This window comes from Bradyrhizobium sp. (assembly GCF_036735945.1).
GTDB lineage: Bacteria > Pseudomonadota > Alphaproteobacteria > Rhizobiales > Xanthobacteraceae > Bradyrhizobium.
In genome coordinates this window covers 1-22,295 of sequence record NZ_DAINNI010000012.1, presented here as the reverse complement: position 1 = coordinate 22,295, position 22,295 = coordinate 1, and the positions used below count along the sequence as shown (strand labels likewise).

Here is a 22,295-nt window from a genome sequence, read left to right as displayed (position 1 = left end):
TGGAACAATCGCAACAATCGAATTCGTAGTCTTCCAACGAAACACGCTTAGAACCGTTCAAGCCGTGTTTCGTCGTCCCTTAAGTAAGGCATCGGCAAGCTTTCGCCAAGCCTGAAGGGCCAAATCTATCTCTGCCTCCGAGGTAGACCAGCCCAGACTGAGCCGCACCGCTCCCTGCGCCAGATCGCTGCCCACCCCCATGGCGGCCAGGACGTGCGAGGCCTGAACCTTGCCGGAGGAACAGGCGGAACCCGAGGATACCGCAATACCGGCCAGATCGAAGCCAATCACGGCGGTTTCGGCCTTCAGGCCAGGCATCGTGAACAAAGTGGTATTGGGCAACCGCACAGACTCGGCCGAAAAGACGGTCATGTCAGGGGTTTGCATCAGCCCCTTCTCAAGCCGCTCACGCAGCAAACCCAGCCGCGCGGCATCTGCCTCCAGTGCGGCCATCGCCGCCATGGTGGCCGCGCCGAAGCCCGCGATCCCAGCAACATTCTCGGTGCCGGCCCGGCGGCCATGCTCCTGCCCGCCGCCGCGCATCAGCGGCTCGAGATGCATGTCCTCGGATGGGACGAGCGCCCCGACGCCCTTGGGGCCGCCGATCTTGTGCGCAGAAAGCGTGACCAGATCGGCGCCCATCGATCTGATATCACACGGCATTTTACCGAAAGCCTGGATTGCATCGACGTGCAGCAGCCCGCCTGCTTGATGCACGATGTCAGCAACTTCTCGAATTGGCTGAATGGCACCGGTCTCGTTGTTGGCCGCCATCACCGACACCAGCGCAGGCGGCCCGTCCGCCAGCAACGCGCGCAAACGATCGACGTCGACAACGCCTGCCCCGGTGACTGCGATGGTTGAAATGGCCTCTGGCGAGAATCGTCCGCCGGAAAGCACCGATGGATGCTCGATGGCCGAGACCAGAAGCCGCTGGAACGGCGGCCCCGCGCCACGGCGCACCCCGGGCGTCAGCGCCAGCGCATTGGCTTCGGTGCCCCCGGACGTGAACACCACGTCCTGCGGACGGGCGCCGATGGCAGATGCAACCGCGGCGCGCGCATGCTCGACCAGCCGCCGCGCCTGACGCCCCTCGGCATGAACGGAGGATGGATTGCCGGCCGTGTCCCATGCAGCCGCCATCGCCTGCCGCGCCTCGGGGCGCAGCGGCGTCGTCGCGTTCCAGTCGAGATAAACCCTTTCAGGCATTGAAGTACAATATTACCTATGTTGGTCAATCACCAGCAGCGCCATTCGCCGCGCTCCAGCGCTGGACGCCTTATGGCAATTGGGGATCGTGCCGTCTCCTGCAATCGTAGCCTAACGCCTTGAACCGCCTTCCAGATGTTCAAGATGCTTGCTTTTTGCCCCTTGCCTCATGCTAGAAGGCCGCACCAGTTCACATGAGCGTCGTTCGCGCATCGCCCAGCGACGCCAGATGACATTCTCTCCGCCGGATCACAATCCGCTGCCCAGGAATTACCATGCCTGAAGTCATTTTCACCGGCCCCGCGGGCCGTCTCGAAGGCCGTTATCATCCGGCCAAGCAGAAGAACGCGCCGATCGCCATGATCCTGCATCCGCATCCGCAGTTTCACGGCACGATGAATCACCAGATCGTCTATCAGTGCTACTACGCGTTTGCGCATCGCGGCTTCTCGGTGCTTCGCTTCAATTTCCGCGGCGTCGGCCGCAGCCAGGGCTCGTTCGATCACGGCACCGGCGAATTGTCGGATGCCGCCTCGGCGCTCGACTGGGCGCAGACCATCAACCCCGAGGCCCGCGCCTGCTGGGTCGCAGGCTTCTCGTTCGGCGCCTGGATCGGCATGCAGCTCCTGATGCGCCGGCCGGAGGTCGAAGGCTTCATCTCGATCGCGCCGCCCGCCAACCTCTATGACTTCTCGTTCCTGGCGCCCTGCCCGTCCTCGGGCCTGATCGTCCACGGCGAGAAGGATGCGGTGGTGCCGCCGAAGGACGTCAACACACTGGTCGAGAAGCTCAAGACGCAAAAGGGCATCGTGATCGATCAGCAGATCATCCCCGGCGCCAACCACTTCTTCGACGGCAAGCTGGAGCCGCTGATGGAGACGGTGACCGGCTATCTCGACATGCGGCTCGCCAACGTCCGCTGACATCGACTCGAGATTCGTAGCCTGGATGGAGCGAAAGCGAAATCCGGGAATTCTCTCCGCGGGAAACATCGGCCCCGGATTGCGCTTCGCTCCATCCGGGCTACAGATAATCAGCTACGTAGCCTACGCCGCCAGCTTCAGCATATGCGCGTCATGGCGCACCAGGAACGCGTGCAGCAGTTGCGGATAGTCCGGCCCTACCGCCGTGCGCACGCTCGGCCGCTGCGCGAGCGCCTTTCGCCAGGCCCGCACCTTCGGCGTATCGGCGAAGACGGTGAGATCGATCAGCTCATCGAACACGTCGAAATAGCGGAAGATCGGCGCGAACACCGCATCCACCAGGCTAAATTTTTCGCCGCCGAAGTATGGCCCCGCGCCGAGGGCCTGCTCGACGCGGGCGAATTTCACGGCAACCGCCCGCCGCTTGCTCTCGAAGATCGCGGGATCGCCTGTTGTTTCCAGGCCCCACAGCTCGCTCAGGATCGTCGATCCGAATTCCATCCACGCGCGATGCTGTGCGCGCTCGAGCGCACCTCGCGGATGCAGCTTGTCGACGCCTTGCGTCTCCTCGATGTATTCGCAGATCACGTTGCTCTCGAACAGCGCCGCTTCCGTGCCGTCCTCGCCCCGCACGACCAGCACCGGCACCTTGCCGAGCGGTGAAATCTTCAGGAACCATTCCGGCTTGTCGGCGAGATCGATGTCGACCCGCTCGAACGGAATCCCCTTCTCGGTCAGCGCGATCACGGCGCGCTGCACGTAGGGGCAAAGCTTGTGGCTGATCAGTTTCAGGGCGGCGGCCATGGCGGTCCTCCAGCTTAATGCAGATGCATGTTTTTAGATGCAAGTGCATTAAACTGTCAATGAGCGGCTGCCCTCAGCCGAACAACAAAATGTGTGCATGCCCTGGCGAGCGACTAACCGCAGGCATCGAATTCATGAGGCGTTGAAGAAAAACTGCCGCCGCCGGAGCGCTGCCGTCAGGGCCGCGCGATCATCCCGCCGGTCATCGGAAACGGCACGCCTGTCGTCGCGGGGTAGCTGAGCGGCAGGCCCTTCAGACCGCGCGCCGCCAGAAATCCGAAGGCCTGTGCCTCGATGGCGTCGGACGCCCAGCCCAGCGTATCGGCGGCCCGGACGGTCGCGGGCGCCAGGCATTCCCTGAGCATCCGCAGCATGGTCAGGTTGCGCGCGCCGCCGCCGGCCACGATCCAGTTCCTGGGCTCCTTCGGCAGCAGCGGCACGACGCGGGCGATCGCGGCTGCCGTAAACGCCGTCAGCGTCGCCGCGCCGTCCTCGGGCGGCACGTCGCCGAGCTTCAGCCCGGCAAAGTCGTTGCGATCGAGCGACTTCGGCGGCGGCAGCGAAAAGAACGGCATCGACATCGCGCGCGAGATCCAGGCCGCATCGACCTTGCCGAGCGCCGCGGTGCGGCCCTCGGTATCGAATCGCTGGTTCAGGCGGCGGAGCATGTGATCGTCGAGCAGAGCATTGCCCGGGCCGGTATCGCAGGCAATCAGCGTATCGCCGTCGATATAGGTGATGTTGGCGACCCCGCCGATATTGACCACGATGGTTGGCCCCTCCCAATCCAGCGATTGGGCGAGCGCGCGGTGGTAGACCGGCACGAAGGGGGCGCCCTGCCCGCCGGCTTCGACGTCGGCGGCGCGGAAATCATGCATGACGGGGATATGGATCAGCCTGGCGAGCGTCGCCGCATCGCCGATCTGGACGGTCAGCTTTTTCTCGGGCCGATGCAGCACCGTCTGGCCGTGGAAGCCGACAATATCGATGTCGTCGAAACGCATGCGGTTTTGCGCGGTAAAGTTGGCCACCGCCTCGGCATGGGCCGACGTGACCACCCGCTCGGCCTCCCGCAGGCAGCCGGGCCGCGCCGCGCGGTCGGGCAGATCGGAGGCCTCGTAGAGCGCCTGCCGCAGCAGGCCGCGCTCCGCATCGGTATAGGGCCGGTAGCCGGACGGTCCGAGGGCATTCACCCGGCGGCCGTCGGTCTCGATCAAAGCGACATCGACCCCGTCGAGCGAGGTGCCGCTCATCAGACCAAGTGCGGTCAACATCATCGCAATACGTGCCTCTGCAACGCCCTGCTCGAACCGTCCCGCCGACGACGATCAGCTTGTGCCAAACACGGACATCTTATAATGCCACAGCGCCCGGCCGTCGGCAGCCTGTTCCACCATGGTTCCCGCGAACAGTTACAATTACAGTGAAAATAGAATGATCAGAGCAGCCCGCCAATGACCGCATTTAAATCAGATTTCCTGAACATTTTACAGGAACGCGGCTTCATCCACCAATGCTCCGATTTCGAGGGGCTGGACGCGCTCGCCGCCAAGGGCCAGGCGACCGCCTATGTCGGCTACGACTGCACGGCGCCCTCGCTGCATATCGGCAACTACCTCACCATGATGATGCTGCACTGGCTGCAGCAGAGCGGCAACAAGCCGATCACGCTGATGGGCGGCGGCACCACCATGGTCGGCGACCCCTCGGGCAAGGACGAGACGCGGGCGATCCGCACCGTCGAGGAAATCGAGGCCAACAAGGCCTCGATCCGCGGCGTATTCGCCAAGGTGCTGCGGTACGGCAACGGGGCGAGCGATGCGATCATGCTCGACAACGCCGAATGGCTGACCAAGCTGAACTGGATCGAAATGCTGCGCGACATCGGCCGGCATTTCTCGGTCAACCGCATGCTGACGATGGATTCGGTGCGCCTCCGGCTCGAGCGCGAGCAGGAGATGAGCTTCATCGAGTTCAACTACATGGTCTGCCAGGCCTATGACTTCGTCGAACTGGCGAAGCGCACCGGCTGCCGCCTGCAGATGGGCGGCTCCGACCAATGGGGCAACATCGTCAACGGCGTCGATCTCGGCCGCCGCATGGGTACGCCGCAATTGTTCGCGCTGACCACGCCGCTGCTGACCACGGCCTCGGGCGCCAAGATGGGCAAGACCGCGCAGGGCGCGGTGTGGCTCAACGCCGACCAGTTCTCGCCTTACGACTTCTGGCAATACTGGCGCAACGCCGAGGACGACGACGTCATCAAGTTCCTCAAGCTGTTCACGATCCTGCCGATGGACGAGATCGCGAAACTGGCGGCGCTCAAGGGCGGCGAGATCAACGAGGCCAAGAAGGTGCTGGCGACGGAAGCGACCGCGCTGCTGCACGGCCGCGAGGCCGCCAACACCGCCGCCGAGACTGCGCGTCAAACCTTCGAGCAAGGCGCGATCGCCGAGAACCTGCCCACTGTCGAAGTTTCGCGCGGCGAGCTCGAATCTGGCGCGGGCGTAGTTGCCCTGTTCGTCAAGGCGGGTCTCGTGGCGTCGAACGGCGAGGCACGGCGCCAGATCAAGGGCGGCGGGCTCCGCGTCAACGATGCGGCCGTGACCGACGAGAAGATGGTGCTGACGCCGTCCAACCTCACGCCGGAAGGCGTCATCAAACTTTCCATGGGAAAGAAAAAGCACGTCCTGGTGAAACCTGCTTAGAGCACGATCCGGAAAAGTGGGCACCGGTTTTCCGAAAAGATCATGCTCAAACAGAGAATCTTCCAAGCGCATAGGCGCATTCGCTTTTTGATGCTTGCGGGGAACCGCGGAAACGCGCTCCCTGCATGGCCATGGACAAGAAGGCGCCAGAGGGAGACGCGTCGACCAGGCCGCTCAAGCCGGAGCGGGTTGCGCTCAACGTGCTGGCGCTGTGCTTTACGCTCGCGCTGCTCGGCCGCGGCCTCGGCGAAAGCTTCACGGTCTTCCTGAAGCCGATTTCGGAAGCATTCGGCTGGGACCGGGCGGAGGCGGTCTCGGTCTATTCGCTGACCTGGCTCGCCGGCGGGCTGATGGCCCCGGTGGTCGGGCGACTGTTCGACCGCTACGGCCCCCGCACGGTCTATTCGCTCGGACTGCTCTTGCTCGGCGGCTCCTTTCTGGTCGCCTCCCGTGCGCAGTCGCTGTGGCAGTTGCAGCTCAGCATCGGACTGTGCGTCGGCATCGGCATCGCCTTCATCGGCAACGTGCCGAACACGATCCTGCTCGGCCGCTGGTTCGGCCCGCGCCTGCCGACCGCGATGGCGATCGTCTATTCCGCGACCGGCGCAGGCGTGCTGCTGGTGCTGCCGGCCTCGCAGCTTCTGATCGATCAAGTCGGCTGGCGCGGCGCCCACCAGATTTTCGGCACCGTTGCGCTGAGTCTGTTGGTGCCGCTGGTGCTGCTGCCGTGGCGCCTGTTCGCAACGGGCTCGCCGCACGTAAGCCGGAAGGCCAATCCCGAATTCGTCGACGGCGTCTGGACGCTTGCGAGCGCGATGCGCCACCACGCGTTCTGGGCGCTGTTCTCGACCTTCTTCTTCACCGCCGTCGGCATGTACGCCATCTCGGCGCAGATCGTCGCCTACCTGATCGACGCCGGCTTCCCGCCTTTGCAGGCTGCGACCGCCTGGGGCTTTTCCGGTGTCGTGCTGCTGTTCGGCATGCTCGGCGTAACCCAGCTCGACGCGATGATCGGGCGGCGGCCATCGGTGCTGGTCAGCTACGCCATTTCGATTCTCGGCATCATCCTGCTCTGGCTGCTGCAGTACTATCCGAACTACTGGCTGCTCGCAGCCTTCGTCGTCAGCTTCGGCAGCATGATCGGCTCGCGCGGACCTTTGATCACCGCGACCGCCATGAAGATCTTCCGTGGCGAGCGCGTCGGCACCATCTTCGGCACGATCTCGATCGGCAGCGGCCTCGGCTCGGGCCTCGGCGCCTGGGCCGGCGGCCTGATCCACGACTGGACCCACAGCTACAACCCCGTGATCGCGTTCGCGCTGGTCGCCGTGGTGCTGGGGTTGATCCCGTTTCTCGTAGTGCCGGCGCTCAGGCGCTAGCTGCTTTGCTCTTGCGCGCCGATGGTTTCGAGCAGCCAGTTCTTGAACGAGAGCATCGCCGCTGACGGTTGGCGGGAGTGCAGCGACGTGATCCAGTAATCGCCGAGCGCGACCTCGATCTTGAACGGACGCGCCAGCCGCCGCTGGTCGACCTCGTCCTGAAACAGCGCGGCCGGCAACAGCGCCACGCCAAAGCCGCGGGCCGCCACGCTGGCGATCGTGACGGATGAATCGAACACCATTCCCTTGAGCACCGGACTCTGCAGGCCGGCCGCCGCGAACCATCTCGGCCATTCATCCTGGCGATAGGAACGCAGCAGCACCTCGCGCTTGAGATCGGCTGGCCGGGTCAGCCGGCGCGCCAGCGAAGGCGCGCAGAACGGGGCAAACGGCGCGCCCATCAGATGGGTTGCCTCGGTGCCGTGCCAGAGCCCATCGCCGAACCGGATCGCGTAATCGAGGCCTTCGCCGGCGATATCGATGCGGTTGTTGTTGGTGAACAGGCGCAGGTCGATCCGCGGACAGGCCTTGCGAAAGGCGTCGAGCCGCGGCAGCAGCCATCCTGACGCAAACGTGCCGACCACGCCGACCGAGATGACGTCCTGATAGCGGCCGTCCTCAAAACGGTTGAGCGTTTCGCTCAGCCGCCCGAAGGCCTCGACAATGCTCGGCAGCAGCAACTGCCCTTCATCCGTGAGCGCGACGCCGCGCGGCAACCGGCGAAACAACTGTACGCCAAGCCGGTCTTCCAGACCCTTCACGTGCTGGCTGACGGCGGCCTGCGTGACGCGAAGCTCCAGGCCGGCGCGCGTGAAACTGAGATGGCGCGCCGTCGCTTCGAACGCCCGCAGCGCATTGAGCGGAAGGTGCGAAAGCTTCGTCCGGCGCCGCATTGTTCTGGCCCTAGTTTTTCTTATGCCTGCCCGCAGAACTGATCGTTTGTCAAGGCCGTGACCTGTCGGCATTTTCCGGCCGGCAGCACGGAGGGATTCGAAATGATCACGAGAAGACAGTTCCAATTTGGATTGGGCACGGCGTTGGTGGCGACGGCCCTGACGATCCGGCCGGGAGCGATGCGCGCATCGATCGCAGATCAGCAGTTGATCGATGAGATGAAGCGTCTGGAGCGCGAGAGCGGCGGCCGGCTCGGTGTCTGCGTCATCGAGACCGCAACCGGCGCCCGTCACGCCTACCGTGGCGATGAGCGCTTTCCGATGTGCAGCACGTTCAAGGCGCTCGCGGTCGCGGCTGTTCTGGCGCAAGTGGATGCCGGCAAGGAACAGTTGTCGCGGCGGATAGACTACGACGCCTCGGCGCTCGTCACCTACTCGCCTGTAACCGAGAAGCATGTCGGCGACGGCATGACCGTCGCCGAACTTTGCGACGCCGCGGTAACGCTGAGCGATAACACCGCCGCCAATCTGCTGCTCGCGTCCATCGGCGGGCCGGCGGGACTGACGAGTTTCGCACGAAGCCTGGACGACCAGTTCACGCGCCTCGACCGTAACGAGCCCACGCTGAACGAGGCTTTGCCCGACGATCCCCGCGATACCACGACGCCGAACGCGATGGCTTCGACCTTGCAAACCCTCGTTCTCGGGACCAAGGCGCTGTCGGCCCCGTCGCGCGAGCAATTGACGGCATGGTTGATCGGCAACAAGACCGGCGACACGCGGCTGCGTGCCGGCTTTGCAAAGGGCTGGCGTATCGGCGACAAGACAGGCACCGGGGGGCGCGGCACCAGCAATGACATCGGCGTGGTCTGGCCGCCCAACGCAGCCCCCGTCGTCATCACGGCGTATCTGACCGGCGCCACCGTTTCCGCCGCGCAGCAAAACGCCACGCTGGCATCGGTCGCGCGGGCCGTATCGGTGATGCTGTCGGGCTAGGTGCGCCGGGCTACAGGCTTCCGCCTAATTGTTCGGCGGCAATTCGATCTGGTTGTTGTTCTGCTTGCCGGTGTTGAACTCGAAGATCTTGCGCAACACGCCGGGCGCCATCGCCGAAATCGGATTGACGCGAAGCACCGGCTGGCTCGGCGTGCCGACCACTTCATAGGTCACGCCGATCAGGCCCTCGTTGCTGCCGCCGCCAAGGAACAGGCCGAGCACGGGAATCTGGCCGAACATGTTGTTCAACCCGTACATCGGAACGAACGTGCCGCTCATGCGAACCTGATTGGCGACAGTATCGATGGTGCCTTCGATGGTGGCGCCGATCATCGGTCCCTTCACCACGCCATCGCGGATCGCAAGCTGTCCGTTCTGCCGGGTGAACTCGGCTCGCAACGCGGTAAAGGAAACACCGCTTAGCGTGCCGGTGGAATTACCGGCGGCCACACGGTCGAGCGACGACTCCCCCCTGATTGAGAAATTGCGGACGTTGATCAGGCCTTCCTTGGCACTGGGTTCGACCGTGGGTGGCTCCAAAGCGAGTTCGAGTTGTCCGCCTGATACCTTGGAATACATGTCGGTGAAGCGGAAAAAAGCGCCGGCGTCCTCGGTTTGCAGCACGATGACGTCGCGCCCGCGCCCCTGTCCCCGGCCGCGCAAATCCGCGGAAAGGGCCGTATCGCGTCCAACCTTGCCGGACAGGGTAAAGGCCTTCACGACGCCGTTGCGGCGCGAGAACTTGCTGTCGACGCTGCGCAGCGCCTCGCCGTTGAAGCCTGCGACCGCACCGAGTTTGATGTCGATGTCGAGGTCGAGGTTTTTCGACTTGTTCCTGGGGTCATCTCTCCCCGTGATCGCGGATTTCAGGAAGCCGCGGCCGTCGAACACGTCGCCGCGCATCGTGACCTTGACGACGCCGTCGGCGCCGCGCTCGGCCTTCAGATTGGTCTTGTCGCCGTCCGACGGCGCATAGGTCGGGAAGTTCGCACTCATCAGGTCGCCGTTCTGGTCGACCTCGAGCGATCCCTTGATCGAGACGCCGCCGCCTTCGACCACGATGTCCTGAAACAGCGTCGACTGCTCCTTCTTCACGACATTGAACGTCGCCTTGCCCGACTTGCCCGGCACCTTGACCCAGCCCGGCAGGATGTTGTCGAGCCGCAGCGAGGTCAGGTCGGCTTCGATGCCGACGCGGCTGTCATTCTCGCCGATCTTGCCGACCACCTTGATCGGGATCGAGCCGCTGACGGCCGGTCCCAGATCGATGCCGAGGCGCGCGCGGCTGGCGTCGTCGAGCGTCGCCTGCAGGCGGATATCGGCGTCACCCTCGCTTGGCTTGCGGTAGTCCAGCGAAGCCGCCTGGCCGTTGATCTTGACGTCGCCCTTGACCTGGTAGCCGGCGTTGTTGGCGAGCACCTTCAGCGCGTTGGCCTCGAGCTTCTGGTTCATCACCAGCTTGTCGGCGGCGAAGCCGCTGAGGTCGCCGATCACCGTGTAGGTGGTGTCGGCCTTGGTCATCGAGCCCTTGACCGGCATGCCGAGCGTGATGGTGGCGCCGACATTGCCCTTGCTCGAGTTCGGATCGATCAGCGTGCCGGAGAGATCGCTGATGCGGTCGGACGCCAGAATCTCCGCCGCGGCCGGTACCGGACAATCCACCCGGAACTTCACCCGCGACGGCGACGGCTTCGGCGCCATGTCCGGCACCTCGAAGATGAAATCGGAAATGTTGATCTTGCGTCCGGCCTTGGTGTCGGCAACTCCCTGCCCGATCGTCACCGTGGCGGTTCGCCCGGTAACCCGCGCCTTCAAATCCGCGTCGCGAACCACCGGCATGTCGTCGACCGGACGCACGGCAACGCCCGAGGCGACGATGTTGACGGCCAGACCATCATCCGGAATCGGCGGACCCTTGCGCGACAGGTTGCGCACCGGCGAGTTGACGCCGACTTCGATGCGCTGGAGCGTGCCGCGCTCGATCCGCTCGATCACCCACTCGCGCACCTCGGGCACGATCAGGGTCGGCCACATCCGCTTCAGGGCGGACGCCGACATCGGCGTGCCCGCGAAGCCGAGTTGGAGGCGCGCCTCGCCCGAATAGTCGATGCTGCCGGTGCCGGCGATGCCGATCTCGCCGTTGCTGATGTCGGCCTGCGTGAGCAGCACGCGCTTGCGATCGGTGTCGAACTTCATCCCGATGGCGATGCGGTTGAAGATCAGCGGCTGCTCATTGTCGTTGCCGGCCAGCAGGATCGTGCCGCCGCTGAGACCGGCCTGCCATTCGGTGGTGGCGCCGTTCGGCGGCTCGAGATGGCCAAGCAGCGTAATCCGGTTCGCGCCGGAGACGACCTTGAGCGGCGCGACCAGCACGCGCCGTCCGGAATCCCACTCCACGCTCATTTCCGCCGAATCGATCGGCATCGGATAGTCGGGCGTATCGCTGTCGATGAGATACCCGGCGCCCGCCGTCACCTTGCCGCGGAAGAAGGTCGGCACGCCGTCGCGGCCCAGTTCACCCTTCAACTCGCCGGAAAGCGGCAGATCCGCGCTGTAGGTGAGATCCTTGACCCGCATCGCCAGCAGGATGTTGGCAGCCGGCACCTTGTCGGCGCGAAGATCGACCGAACGCACGCCGTTCTGCGGCGATCCGACCACGACCTTGAGCGACCATGGCCGCGCGCCTTCCTCACCGAGGCTTACCGCGACACCGCCGCCGCTCGGCCGGCGCATGCTGAGGCTGATATTCTCGAACGTCCATTTGTTGCCGCGCTGCTGGTCGTCGACGACAAGGTTGCCGTTCTTGAGACCGATCTCGTTCAGGTTTTGCCCGTCGAGCCCGGTCAGGCTGAGGCTGTCGAGCCAGTCGAGGCCGGCCAGCAACCCGTTCTGCGCGGTGTCCGATGTCGTTGCCGCCGCGCCGGGAGCCTGCGCCGGCGCCTGACGGGGGAATGTCGGCGCCATGCCGGCGTCGCGCTTGGAGGCAACGCCGGTCGCCAGCGGTTTTGCGGTTTCGCCCGCCGATACCGTCACCTGACCATCAGGCGTAATTCGCACCGCGAGTTCGGCATCGACAAGATTGAGGCTTTCGGCGCGCAGCCGGCCCATCAACAGCGCCATGCCCGACAGCTTCACTTCGGCCTTCGGCGCCGTCGCGACGATGACCTGGTCGCGGTCGCGCACCACGATGTCGCGGATGCGCACCGCGATTCGAATCCGTCCGGCGCGCTCGATCTGCGTGCCACCGACTGCAACGGTATTGCCGTGCCCGATGTTTTCCTCGATCGCGGCCGCCAGCCAGGGCGTCGCCACATCGAGATTGATGGGACCGGCGCCGAGCCGCCACCACAGCCCGCCGAAGCAGCCGGCGAAAATTACCGCCAGCACAGCGATCACGACAGCCAGCCGCTTGACCCAGCGCTCGCCGCTCATCCAGCGCTGCAGCGACGAGACCCTGTCGCCGACACGATGGAATCCGGAATCGGAACGCGACAGCAGCCGCCGCGCGCGATGACCGGCCGCTTCGTCCTGCTCCCAGCCAGCCGCGTCATCCCATTGCTGGGCCTCGGCACGCGGATTCGACCCGTTTGGCGAAGTATTCCTGGCCATTGCCTCTCGGTGCGGGCGCTGAGATTGATCTCCGCCACCGGCGCGCTCATCGACTCGTATCGAGCGCTCCTGTGCCGGCATCGCTGCCAATCCTCGATTAATACTGTTACTCGCGGTCGGGCCCAAGGATTGATTGGTCGGCCCCATCGACGAGCGGATGGGTGTAGCGTCGAATTCCTTGTAACCATACTCCGGGGTCATCAAACTTGCCCAGCAGCCGGAGCGAATCCGACGGTCAGGGGCGAGACCCGCAATAGCTTAATGGTTGATCTGCGGAAAGCGACGAAAGGAAGGCGTATGTCCAAGAAAACGCGCAAGAAATCCTCCAAGCCATCCCCCAAAAGCCGCAAGTCGCCCGCCCGAGAACCAGCCACGGCGAAGGCTGCCCGTAAAACTACGCGCCCTGGCGCGGCGACACCGGCCAGGAAGCCTGCCGCCAGGGCGGCCAACCCCGCCGCCAGGGTCGCAAAGCAAGCCGCCCGGAAACCGGCGAAAAAACCGGTCGAAGCAGCCAAAACCGCCTCAGCCAAAGCGTCGCACAAGCCGACATCGAAACAGTTAATAAAATCCAATCTTTCGGCCCCGGCCGGGACCGGCGGAACCGGGCTGGCGGAGGGCGCCCTGGCCCCCGCCTTCAGCCTCCCGCGCGATGGCGGCGGCAGCGTGTCGCTGGCCGACCACGCCGGCAAGAAGCTGGTGCTGTTCTTCTACCCGAGGGCCGATACCCCCGGCTGCACCCGGGAGGCGATCGATTTCACCCGGCTGAAGGACGCCTTCGCCAAGGAGGGATCCGCGGTGCTCGGCATCTCGGCAGACTCCGTCAAAGCCCAGGACGCGTTCCGCGAAAAGCATAAGCTCGTGATCCCTCTGATCTCGGATGAGCAGCACGAGATGCTGGAGGCCTACGGCGCCTGGGGCGAAAAATCGATGTATGGCCGGACATTCATGGGAATCATTCGGACGACGGTTCTGATCGGCGCCGATGGACGGATCGCCAGGATCTGGCGCAACGTACGCGTCGATGGACACGCGGATGAAGTGCTCGCTGCGGTCCACGCCATGTGATGGGCCGGCTGCATTTCCCAAAAATTAACCATGAGAAGGTCAAATCGGCTCCGTAAAAGCAGCCGTACGGAACTGTTCTCCGACCGGCGCGGGAGTGCCGATGTCGTACCGTTCCGGTCATTATTCCGATCACCACCATCCTCAAAATTACGGCCGGACTCCGCCGCAACGTCCTGTCCCCCACGCGGCCCGCGCCGCCACGCTGGACGCGGACGGCTACACGATTGCCCACGCCGGCAAGCAGGTCCGGCTCGGCCCGGTCGTATTCTGGATCGTCGTCGGCACGATCGTGCTGCTCGGGATGTGGTCGGCGGCGACCGCCACCTACTTCGCATTTCGCGATGACGTCCTGACCCGGCTGATCGCCCGCCAGGCCGAGATGCAATATGCCTATGAGGACCGCATCGCCGAACTGCGCGCCAAGGTCGACCGCACCACCAGCCGCCAGTTGCTCGATCAGGAACAGTTCGACCAGAAACTCGACCAGATCATGCGCCGCCAGACCACGCTGGAATCGCGCGCCACCGCGCTCGGCGCGATGCCGGATGCCGCCGCCACCGGCTCGATACGTCCCGCGGCGCGCGGCGCGGCGGCGGAGCCCGCTTCCGGCACGCTGAAGCCCTCGCCGATCAGCGACACCGTTATCTTCGTGGCGCCGCCGGATCGCGAAGCGCGGCTGGAATCGCGCACGCCCGTCATCGTCAAGTCGCATGCCAACCAGTTCGCCAAGGTTCACGGCGTCGACAATGTGCTGGTACGCCTGCAGACCTCGCTTGATTCCGTCGAGCGGCGCCAGATGGCCGCGCTGAGCGCGGTCGAAGACGGCATGGAATCGCGGGTCCGCCGGATGCGCGGCGTGTTCACCGATCTCGGTCTCGACATGGCGCAACTCGAGGCGGCGACGCCGCGATCGGCGATCGGCGGCCCGTTCGTGCCGGTGAAGCTGTCGGCCGATGCCGGCGCGTTCGAGCGCCAGCTCAACCGAATCAATATCGCGCGCACCCAGATGCACCGTCTCAATGCGACGCTGGCGCTGGTGCCCTACCGCAAGCCGGTGATCGGCGACGTCGAATTCACCTCGGGCTTCGGTGTCCGCAGTGATCCGTTCCTCGGCCGCCCGGCCATGCACACCGGTCTCGATTTCCGCGCCGCGACCGGCGATCCCGTGCGCGTCACCGCCAACGGCAAGGTGGTCGCATCCGGATGGCAGGGCGGATACGGCCGCATGGTGGAGGTCGATCACGGCAACGGCCTATCGACACGCTACGGCCACCTCTCCGAGATACACGTCAGGATCGGCGACCTCGTCAAGATCGGCCAGGTGATCGGCGCCGTCGGCTCGACCGGCCGCTCGACGGGTCCGCACCTGCACTATGAAACGCGCATCGACGGCGACGCCGTCGACCCGCAGAAGTTCCTGCGCGCCGGCGTGAGGCTGAGCGCGGGCTAAATCGCGCACAATCCCCGGAATGGAACCGGAAATTTTTTGAAGCTCCCGTGTCGGCTCACACGGAGGCCAGACGTCCTCGTGACATAGGCTGAGCCGGTCCGACCACGTCCTGCTATATCCTCCGCTCAGCCACGGAGAAGTAACGTCATGTCCCAAGGTAATTCGCACGGCAATACCGTTCGCCTCCATCGTGTCCTCGCCACCAAGCCGGAGAAGGTTTTTCGCGCCTTCCTCGATGCGGACGCCCTGGCCAAGTGGCTGCCGCCCTACGGTTTCACCTGCAAGGTCCACCAGTTCGAGGCAAAGGTCGGCGGCACATTCAGGATGTCGTTCACGAACTTCACCACGAATACGGGCCATTCGTTCGGCGGCGAATATCTGGAGATCGTACCCAACGAACGCATCCGCTACACTGACAAGTTTGACGATCCGAATCTGCCCGGGACGATCCAGGTCATCGTGAACCTGAAAGCAGTATCGTGCGGAACTGAAATCCAGATCGAGCAGAAGAACCTGCCGACGGTGATTCCAGTCGAATCCTGCTATCTCGGCTGGCAGCAGTCGCTCGCCCAGCTCGCGCTGCTCGTGGAGCCGAACATTCCCGGATGATCACGACAGAAGCGAGGCGCCACGACATGGCGCCTCGTCTGCTGGATTCTAGTGCCCGACCTCTCCGGTGATGACCTCGCCGAACAGCTCCCACGCCTCGCCGTTGAACCTCATCAACTGCATCTGCTCGAGCGGGAAGTAATCGTCCGGCGCGGTGTTCACCATGATGCCGGGCAGCATCAGGTCGGAGTGGAAGTTCTTCAAGCTGGTGGCCTGCTTCATGACATTCTCGCGTGTGAGATTGTCGCCGCACTGCCTGAGAACCTGCAGCATCGCCTCCGCCTGCACGTAGCCGTAGAGATTGTTGGCGTTGGTCTTGTCGCCGTCGGGATAGTATTTGTCCATGAACGCCCGCCAGTTCACGATCGCCGGATCCTTATCCCAGGTCGGATCGGTCGGGTCCTTCAGGTAGGCCGTCGAAATGATGTCCTTGGCGTATTGCAGCCCGGCCGGCTTCAGCACTGACGCCACCGATGTTGCGGTGTTGGCCAGGAAGAATTTCGGCTTCCAGTTCAGTTCGCCGACCTTGCGGATTGCCTGCGCCGATCCCTTGGGCGCGGCCCAGGAGAAGAAGATATCGGCACCGGAATCGTGCAGCGCCACGATCTGCGAATCGATGCTGGGATCGCTCACTTCATAGGACTTGTCGGCGATGATCATGTTGAGCTTGTCGCCGAGCCCGTCCTTCAAACCCTTGAACTGGTCCTTGCCGGCATCGTCGTTCTGCCAGAGCACCGCAATCTTGCTGTTCGGAAACCTGTCTCTGATGTATTTGGCGTAGATGCGCCCCTCGCTCTGATAGTTGGGCTGAAAACCCATCGTCCAGGGGAAGTTCCTGGGATCGCCGAACTTGGTTCCACCCGACGCGACGAAAAGCTGCGGCACCTTCTTTGCGTTCATGTATTTCATGATCGCCGAATTGGACGGCGTGCCGAGCGCCTGGAAGATCAACAGGACTTCATCGCTCTCCACCAGCTTGCGCGCCTGCTCGATCGCCTTCGGCGGACTGTAGGCGTCGTCGTAGCTGATGAAATTGATCTTGCGGCCGTTGATGCCGCCCTCGGCATTGATCATCTTGAAGAAGGCTTCCTCGGTCTTGCCGATCACGCCATAGGACGACGCCGGGCCGCTATAGGGCATGATGTTGCCGATCTTGATTTCGGTATCGCTGGCGCCGGGATCGTATTTCTTCTGCGCGTGGGCCGCGGTGGCGACCATCGCGCCAATGGCAAGCGCAGCCACAGCCGCCAAATTTTGCATGCGAACCGGCATCGTTTTCTCCCGTCTTTTTGTTTTGATCAAGTCTTGTGTGCAAGGCTTGTTGTGACGGAGTTTCGCAAGCGGCTTCGGCGCTGGCAAGCGTGCGCTTATTCCGCATGACGAAACGGCATTGTTGGTAAGCGCCAATTGTGGTTGATGCATCTCGGCGCCATGACCTGGCGTAGTGGCATTGCGTAGTGGCTTGGCGTGGTGGCTTGGCCCAGAGGTTCGAAGGGTTGGAACAGAACAGACGAATTGGAGCGCGACATCCCGGGCTCGCAGCCGCAGGCTTCCGCGCGGCGCGCTGGCTTGCAGCGAAAACCATGGGTGCCGCGGGATTTCACCAGCTCGGCTCGGCTTTCGCCGATGCGCGGCTCGCGCATGTGCGTAGCAAGCTCGCCCGCGGTGAAACCGTCTATCTCGCGGGCCTCGGCGCGCCCGGCACGCATAATTCAGGCCTCGCGCTGGTCGAGGTAACGCAGGCACACGGACCGCGGCTGATCGTCAACAACGAGGAAGAGCGGTTTTCCGGCAACAAGCACACGACGGAATATCCAAAACTATCGATCGACGCGGCGATGGCCACGCTGCGGAGCATGGGTCGTGACATCTCCGATATCGACGCCTGGCTCACGAGCTGGGATTACCCGACGCTCGCCGGCACGCTGGCGCGCTCGGTGCTCGAGGAATTTCCGCAGAGCTTCAAGCTGATGCGCACCACCGAGGCCGCCGGCTTCGACGGCCGCCGTCTCGACCAGATGACGCGGACGCCAAAGATCCTCGCGCGCCAGCTCGGGCTTGCCGAGCGCGTGCCGTTGATCTGCCTGCCGCATCACGACAACCACGCCTGGTTCTCCTATGCAGCCTCCCCGTTCGCCGATGACGGCGAGACGGCGATCGCGGTGCTCGACGGCACCGGCGATCAGGGCTCGATCTCGCTCTATGTCGTCGAACGCGGCGTATTGCGCCGGATCTACTGCAACGACAGCATGTTCGATTCACTCGGCGCGTTCTACAGCGTGATCTCCTCGACCCAGGGCGGCTGGACCTGGCTGTCCTGCGAGGGCCGCTACATGGGCGCGGCCGCCTGGGGCGACATGGACCGCGCGAGCAATCCCTATTATGCGCGGTTGCGCGAGGTGCTGGATTTCGGCGCGAACGGCGAGGTCAGGCTCAATCGTGCCATGGCCAACTGGTACTGCGATCCCTTCGATCATCCCTACCAGCAGGCGCTGATCGACATCCTCGGCGAGCCGCTACGGCCGGATCAGCTCTGGAACCCGGACGCGATGCTGCGTGTCGAGGACATCCACCACCGGCCAGACACAAAAGACCGGCTCGACAAGGCGGCTGCGACGCAACTGGTGTTCGAGGACGCCATGATCCATGTCGCCGACCATCTGCTGCGCGTATCCGGCGCGAACCGGCTGGTGCTGACCGGCGGCGTTGCATTGAATGCGGTCGGGAACATGCGGCTGCTCGAACATTTCGATGAGGCCTGGTTCGCCGGTGCTCAGCAGCGCAACGCGCGGCTGCAGCTCTGGGTGCCGCCGGTGCCCGGCGATCCCGGCGTCACCATCGGCGCCGCCTGGCTGTTCGCGCACCTGGCCGGCGCCCCGCGCGGCGCACCGATGACGAACGCCTTCTATTGCGGCACTCCGCCATCGCACGACGACATCGCCAGCGCTGTCGTCGCCGACGATATCGCCGCGCAACGGATCGGCGATATCTCGACGCCCGAAGGCCGCGAGGCGGTCGCTGACCTGATGGCATTCATGGTGGCGCAGGGTGGCGTGGTCGCACTGTATCAGGGCGCGGCGGAAACCGGCCCCCGCGCGCTCGGCCACCGCTCGATCCTTGCCAACCCGTGCGATCCCGCGGCGCGCGAACTGCTCAACGCGCGCGTCAAATACCGCGAGGCTATCCGTCCGCTGGCGCCAATGGCGACGCTGGAGGCGGCACGGCAATATTTCGAGCTGCTGCCCGGCGCTGCTGACGGCGACTACAATGCCTATAACTACATGGTGCTGACGGCGCATTCGAAGCCGCATGCCCGCGGAAAAATTCCGGCCGTCATTCATGCCGACGGCACCGGCCGCATCCAGATCGTGCGCGCGGAGGACGATCCCCTCACCTACGCCTATCTCAAGGCGCTCGGCCGCCATATCGGCGTCGAGCTGTCGGTCAACACCTCCTTCAACGTCGCGGGTCCCATCGCGCAGACGCCTCAGCAGGCAATCGACACGCTGCGCCGTTCCAAGGGGCTGGATGTCGTGGTGCTGGTGGCCGACGACGGCACGGTGACCGCGGCCCGGCACGGCGGCGAGCGCGACAGCGGCAGATTCACCGGCTGGCTTATCGAATGGAAATCCAGACGCAGCTAACTCAGCGCTGAAACAACTTCAGCACCCTTCCGTCGATCACGAGCAGCGCGCTGCCGATCACCAGCGCGCCGGCGATCTCGCGCAGCGAAATCGTCTCGCCGAGTACAAGGAAACCCAAAAGGATCGCCGTGATCGGGATCAATAGCGTCACCAGCATGACGTTGGTCGCGCCGGATCGGCGCAGGATCTGAAAGAACACGATATAGGCCAGCGCCGTCGACAAAGCGGCGAGGCCGATCGCCGCAAGCCACGTTTCAGCGCCCGGCATCGGCAATTGCCAGGGACGCTCGACCAGCCCGGCAACAACAGTCATCATCGCGGCCGAGGCCAGCATCTGGAATGTCGCGGTGCCGAGCGGCGGGGCATTCGACAGCAGCCGCCGCGCCACCAGCGCCGACAATCCGTAGGAGAAGGCGGCCGCCAGGCAGAGCAGGATGCCGATGCCCTGCCCGCTCTCCAATCCAAGACCATCGCCGTGGAGAATGATCACGCCGATCAGGCCGACGACCACGCCTGCGATCCGCCGCGCGTGCAGCTTTTCCTCGCCCGCCACCGCCATCACGACCACCGTGAACAGCGGCGTGGTGGCATTAAGGATCGAGGCCAGTCCGCCCGGGATATAGGTCTGCCCCATCACGATCAGCGAGAACGGCAGCACGTTGTTCAGAAATCCGATCGCGACAAAGGGCTTCCAGCCGGGCAGGCCGGCGGGGAAACGGATGCGATACAGTGACAGCAGCGGCAGCAGCATGATCGCGGCGAGCGTCACGCGCAGGAACACCAGCGTGAACGGCGGCAGCTCCTTCAGCACCACGCTGTTGAAAAAGAACGAGCCGCCCCACAGGACCGAAAGCAGGCCGAGCAGCGACCAGTCGCGGGCATCGATCGAAGTGTCGCTGGCACTCATTGCGGTTCTTATCTGCGGGGCCGCAGATTTATTCCGCCATACGGCGCCGGGCCACCCGAATTCCGGATATCAATGCGGACCCACCCGTTCGCTGGCAACTTCGTAGCCAGACGCTTCGCAGATCAGTTGTATTGGATAAAATCCTTCCCTAACATGCTTAAATGCAGGGCTTCGTTTACATTCTAGTTTCACCGAACAGCAGTCACATCAAGATCGGAGGCACCGAGCGCCCGATAGGCGAGCGCATGCAGGGCATCAACCGAGTAGAATCTTACGCCGAGCATGGCCCGTGGGAATTGTCGGATTTCTTGCATGTAACGGACTGGCGTGTGGTGGAGAGCGGTATGCACCGCCATTTTCAGGACCGAAATGTCCGCGACATCTCCGGCACTCGCGAATTGTTCGCCGTGCCACCTCACGAAGCAAGGGCAAGGCTGCGACTGACGGACGTAGCGCTACGTGTAGGTCACGAAAAAACAGCGACGATATTTAAAAACGAAAGCGTCGGACTTTACCTATACAAACTTTTCCAGCTTTCGGGCCTGTACGGGTGCCTCGATATTCAAGGAGCTTGGACGCTCAGCCTGTTGCCCAAAACCAACGGCGGCCGGTGGTTTACTCTAAATATCGGACCTCATGAAGTCGCGTTCAGCACCTTCAAGCCAATCGACGGCAAGGTTGAACACTATTTGGTTCTGGATCGCCTGATTCTCGATTACCCGGAAACCGTCATCTGGATTGGCAAGCGTGATGGCGAGGTTCAAGACGCCACTTACATTTCCGCTGATCGAGCCGTACTCGTCAGTTTTCGCCAAGATTTTGCAAATGCAGAACTCGTCTTCAATCGTCCCGGCGTTCGGCGCGCCCTGATCGCATATTGGGCAGAGTCGCTGGCTGATCTGCGAGAACGAAAGGCGAAGAGTGTCTACGCTCGCTTCCACTCCTACGATGCCATCTCGGAGCTTATCGAATACAAGCGCGCCAGGGAGAGCGTATTCCGAGGCGCTTGATTAATCGAGAGCCAAGCAAGTAACAACTCGTGCAGTCTAATTCTTCGGCCGGGAGACGATCTCGATCATTCTGCCTTCGTCGTCATCGGGCATCTCCGCCTTCGCCCGTGCATAGGCGTCGACCGCGGCGCGTCCGACGAGCGGCGGGTTGGCCAGCAGGCTCTCGGCCAATTTCACCGCGTAGGCCGCATCCTTGTGGCGAAGCGCCGACGTGAACGACGCGCCGGAGAAATCGCGCGCGACCATGCGCTTTGAGTGGCGGATCACCTGCGGCGACGCCACCGCGCCGGTCGCCATCGCTTCGGCGACCAGGTTCATGTCGAGCCCGGCCTGCTCGGCCATCGCGATACCTTCGGCGAGGCTCGCGATCTGCACGGCGCCCATCAGATTGTTGATCAGCTTGTAGACCGTGCCGCTGCCGACCGCGCCAAAATGCCTGATGACGTCGCCGATCGGCGCGAGATATGGCCTTGCGGAATCGAGATCGGCGGGCTCGGCGCCGACGAGCAGGGTCAGCTTGCCGGTTGCCGCCGCTTGCGGCAGCCCGGTGACGGGACAATCGATGTAGATCAGTCCGCGTTGGCGCAGTTCGCGGGCCATGTCGAGCGCGTGCTGGTGCGATACCGTCGAGCACTCGATCGCGAAACTGCCCGCCTTCATTTTCTGAGCCGCGCCATTCTGTCCGAGCCAGACGGCGCGCGACGCCTCATCGTCGGCGACCATGGTCACCACGGCGTCGGCGCCATCGGCGGCCTCCGCTGGAGATGCAGCCCAGCGCACGCCGCGCGCGATCAGGTCGTCGGCCTTTGCCGTGCTGCGATTCCACACCGCGACGTCAAAGCCGGCATCGAGATAGCGGCCGGCCATGCCATGGCCCATGCGACCTAGTCCGATGAAGCCGACCTTCGCCATGGCCTAGTCCACATCCTCGACGCTGCCGGGCCCGGTGCCGAAGGCGCGCTGCGCCAGCGTCGCCGCCATGAACTCGTCGAGATCGCCGTCGAGCACACCAGACGTATCGGAGGTCTGCACGCCGGTGCGCAGGTCCTTCACCATCTGGTAGGGCTGCAGCACATAGGAGCGGATCTG

17 protein-coding genes and 1 pseudogene are annotated in these 22,295 nt (G+C 63.9%); 9 read left to right on the top strand and 9 right to left on the bottom strand.

Translation table 11 applies throughout. The features are described 5' to 3' along the window. Window positions 1-57 precede the first annotated feature (57 nt). Window positions 58-1,209: a cysteine desulfurase family protein gene (locus V7E26_RS06585; RefSeq protein WP_324414628.1), complete on the bottom strand. Its 1,152-nt coding sequence runs from the start codon at window positions 1,207-1,209 to the stop codon at window positions 58-60. Window positions 1,210-1,484: 275 nt separating this feature from the next. On the opposite strand from V7E26_RS06585, the gene V7E26_RS06580 reads away from it, so the two are divergent. Beyond that, window positions 1,485-2,132, top strand: a complete 648-nt coding sequence (locus V7E26_RS06580) for an alpha/beta hydrolase (protein WP_025589847.1) — start codon at window positions 1,485-1,487, stop codon at window positions 2,130-2,132. Between the two features lie 123 nt (window positions 2,133-2,255). Here V7E26_RS06580 and V7E26_RS06575 read toward each other — a convergent pair whose 3' ends face one another. Further along, window positions 2,256-2,936: a glutathione S-transferase family protein gene (locus tag V7E26_RS06575; protein WP_324414627.1), complete on the bottom strand. Its 681-nt coding sequence runs from the start codon at window positions 2,934-2,936 to the stop codon at window positions 2,256-2,258. A 176-nt stretch (window positions 2,937-3,112) separates the two neighbouring features. Next, window positions 3,113-4,213, bottom strand: a complete 1,101-nt coding sequence (locus V7E26_RS06570; RefSeq protein WP_324414626.1) for an anhydro-N-acetylmuramic acid kinase — start codon at window positions 4,211-4,213, stop codon at window positions 3,113-3,115. Between the two features lie 177 nt (window positions 4,214-4,390). Between V7E26_RS06570 and tyrS the strand changes: the two genes are divergently transcribed. Both tyrS and V7E26_RS06560 read left to right on the top strand, forming a co-directional pair. Further along, window positions 4,391-5,644 carry a tyrosine--tRNA ligase gene (tyrS, locus tag V7E26_RS06565; protein ID WP_324414625.1) on the top strand — a complete coding sequence of 418 codons (1,254 nt, stop codon included), beginning with the start codon at window positions 4,391-4,393 and terminating at the stop codon, window positions 5,642-5,644. A gap of 131 nt (window positions 5,645-5,775) precedes the next feature. Next, window positions 5,776-7,023: an MFS transporter gene (locus tag V7E26_RS06560; RefSeq protein WP_324414695.1), complete on the top strand. Its 1,248-nt coding sequence runs from the start codon at window positions 5,776-5,778 to the stop codon at window positions 7,021-7,023. Here the strand turns inward: V7E26_RS06560 and V7E26_RS06555 are convergent. Then, window positions 7,020-7,916, bottom strand: a complete 897-nt coding sequence (locus tag V7E26_RS06555; protein ID WP_324414624.1) for a LysR family transcriptional regulator — start codon at window positions 7,914-7,916, stop codon at window positions 7,020-7,022. The genes V7E26_RS06560 and V7E26_RS06555 overlap by 4 nt on opposite strands. Window positions 7,917-8,018: 102 nt before the next feature. Here V7E26_RS06555 and bla point away from each other — a divergent pair, with 102 nt between their 5' ends. Then, window positions 8,019-8,912 (top strand): class A beta-lactamase, encoded by an 894-nt coding sequence (bla, locus tag V7E26_RS06550; protein WP_324414623.1) that lies wholly within the window; start codon window positions 8,019-8,021, stop codon window positions 8,910-8,912. A gap of 24 nt (window positions 8,913-8,936) precedes the next feature. Here the strand turns inward: bla and V7E26_RS06545 are convergent, their stop codons facing one another. Next, the gene (locus tag V7E26_RS06545) at window positions 8,937-12,602 is read right to left on the bottom strand and encodes a YhdP family protein (protein WP_324414622.1); all 3,666 of its coding nucleotides are present in this window, start codon (window positions 12,600-12,602) and stop codon (window positions 8,937-8,939) included. A gap of 216 nt (window positions 12,603-12,818) precedes the next feature. Between V7E26_RS06545 and V7E26_RS06540 the strand changes: the two genes are divergently transcribed. The 3 genes from V7E26_RS06540 to V7E26_RS06530 all read left to right on the top strand — a co-directional run bounded on the left by V7E26_RS06540 (window position 12,819) and on the right by V7E26_RS06530 (window position 15,645). Further along, entirely contained in the window at window positions 12,819-13,586 is a 768-nt protein-coding gene (locus tag V7E26_RS06540; protein ID WP_324414694.1) for a peroxiredoxin, read from the top strand. Window positions 13,587-13,686: 100 nt separating this feature from the next. Next, the gene (locus V7E26_RS06535) at window positions 13,687-15,036 is read left to right on the top strand and encodes a M23 family metallopeptidase (RefSeq protein ID WP_324414621.1); all 1,350 of its coding nucleotides are present in this window, start codon (window positions 13,687-13,689) and stop codon (window positions 15,034-15,036) included. Window positions 15,037-15,183: 147 nt separating this feature from the next. After that, complete coding sequence (locus V7E26_RS06530) at window positions 15,184-15,645, top strand: SRPBCC family protein (RefSeq protein ID WP_324414620.1); 462 nt, start codon at window positions 15,184-15,186, stop codon at window positions 15,643-15,645. 48 nt (window positions 15,646-15,693) lie between these two features. On the opposite strand, the gene V7E26_RS06525 is transcribed toward V7E26_RS06530, so the two are convergent. After that, window positions 15,694-16,917, bottom strand: coding sequence for an ABC transporter substrate-binding protein (locus V7E26_RS06525; RefSeq protein WP_324414619.1), 1,224 nt, complete (start codon window positions 16,915-16,917; stop codon window positions 15,694-15,696). A gap of 311 nt (window positions 16,918-17,228) precedes the next feature. On the opposite strand from V7E26_RS06525, the gene V7E26_RS06520 reads away from it, so the two are divergent. After that, window positions 17,229-19,289 (top strand): carbamoyltransferase C-terminal domain-containing protein, encoded by a 2,061-nt coding sequence (locus V7E26_RS06520; protein ID WP_324414618.1) that lies wholly within the window; start codon window positions 17,229-17,231, stop codon window positions 19,287-19,289. A gap of 1 nt (window position 19,290) precedes the next feature. Here V7E26_RS06520 and V7E26_RS06515 read toward each other — a convergent pair whose 3' ends face one another. Continuing rightward, complete coding sequence (locus tag V7E26_RS06515; protein ID WP_324414617.1) at window positions 19,291-20,196, bottom strand: DMT family transporter; 906 nt, start codon at window positions 20,194-20,196, stop codon at window positions 19,291-19,293. A gap of 161 nt (window positions 20,197-20,357) precedes the next feature. Here V7E26_RS06515 and V7E26_RS06510 point away from each other — a divergent pair, with 161 nt between their 5' ends. Then, complete coding sequence (locus V7E26_RS06510; protein WP_324414616.1) at window positions 20,358-21,206, top strand: GIY-YIG nuclease family protein; 849 nt, start codon at window positions 20,358-20,360, stop codon at window positions 21,204-21,206. Window positions 21,207-21,242: 36 nt separating this feature from the next. Here the strand turns inward: V7E26_RS06510 and V7E26_RS06505 are convergent, their stop codons facing one another. Together V7E26_RS06505 and prfB are read right to left on the bottom strand one after the other, a co-directional pair. Beyond that, window positions 21,243-22,118: an NAD(P)-dependent oxidoreductase gene (locus V7E26_RS06505; RefSeq protein ID WP_324414615.1), complete on the bottom strand. Its 876-nt coding sequence runs from the start codon at window positions 22,116-22,118 to the stop codon at window positions 21,243-21,245. 3 nt (window positions 22,119-22,121) lie between these two features. Next, window positions 22,122-22,295 (bottom strand): annotated as a pseudogene (gene prfB, locus V7E26_RS06500) (peptide chain release factor 2); the annotation flags it as partial.

Coding starts and splice junctions, on each gene's coding strand:
- V7E26_RS06525 (WP_324414619.1), bottom strand. CDS start 16,917: ATGCCGGTTCGCATGCAAAATTTGGCGGCTGTGGCTGCGCTTGCCATT.
- V7E26_RS06515 (WP_324414617.1), bottom strand. CDS start 20,196: ATGAGTGCCAGCGACACTTCGATCGATGCCCGCGACTGGTCGCTGCTC.
- V7E26_RS06535 (WP_324414621.1), top strand. CDS start 13,687: ATGTCGTACCGTTCCGGTCATTATTCCGATCACCACCATCCTCAAAAT.
- tyrS (WP_324414625.1), top strand. CDS start 4,391: ATGACCGCATTTAAATCAGATTTCCTGAACATTTTACAGGAACGCGGC.
- V7E26_RS06510 (WP_324414616.1), top strand. CDS start 20,358: ATGCAGGGCTTCGTTTACATTCTAGTTTCACCGAACAGCAGTCACATC.
- V7E26_RS06575 (WP_324414627.1), bottom strand. CDS start 2,936: ATGGCCGCCGCCCTGAAACTGATCAGCCACAAGCTTTGCCCCTACGTG.
- bla (WP_324414623.1), top strand. CDS start 8,019: ATGATCACGAGAAGACAGTTCCAATTTGGATTGGGCACGGCGTTGGTG.
- V7E26_RS06580 (WP_025589847.1), top strand. CDS start 1,485: ATGCCTGAAGTCATTTTCACCGGCCCCGCGGGCCGTCTCGAAGGCCGT.
- V7E26_RS06585 (WP_324414628.1), bottom strand. CDS start 1,209: ATGCCTGAAAGGGTTTATCTCGACTGGAACGCGACGACGCCGCTGCGC.
- V7E26_RS06555 (WP_324414624.1), bottom strand. CDS start 7,916: ATGCGGCGCCGGACGAAGCTTTCGCACCTTCCGCTCAATGCGCTGCGG.
- V7E26_RS06505 (WP_324414615.1), bottom strand. CDS start 22,118: ATGGCGAAGGTCGGCTTCATCGGACTAGGTCGCATGGGCCATGGCATG.
- V7E26_RS06530 (WP_324414620.1), top strand. CDS start 15,184: ATGTCCCAAGGTAATTCGCACGGCAATACCGTTCGCCTCCATCGTGTC.
- V7E26_RS06520 (WP_324414618.1), top strand. CDS start 17,229: ATGGGTGCCGCGGGATTTCACCAGCTCGGCTCGGCTTTCGCCGATGCG.
- V7E26_RS06560 (WP_324414695.1), top strand. CDS start 5,776: ATGGACAAGAAGGCGCCAGAGGGAGACGCGTCGACCAGGCCGCTCAAG.
- V7E26_RS06545 (WP_324414622.1), bottom strand. CDS start 12,602: ATGCCGGCACAGGAGCGCTCGATACGAGTCGATGAGCGCGCCGGTGGC.
- V7E26_RS06540 (WP_324414694.1), top strand. CDS start 12,819: ATGTCCAAGAAAACGCGCAAGAAATCCTCCAAGCCATCCCCCAAAAGC.
- V7E26_RS06570 (WP_324414626.1), bottom strand. CDS start 4,213: ATGATGTTGACCGCACTTGGTCTGATGAGCGGCACCTCGCTCGACGGG.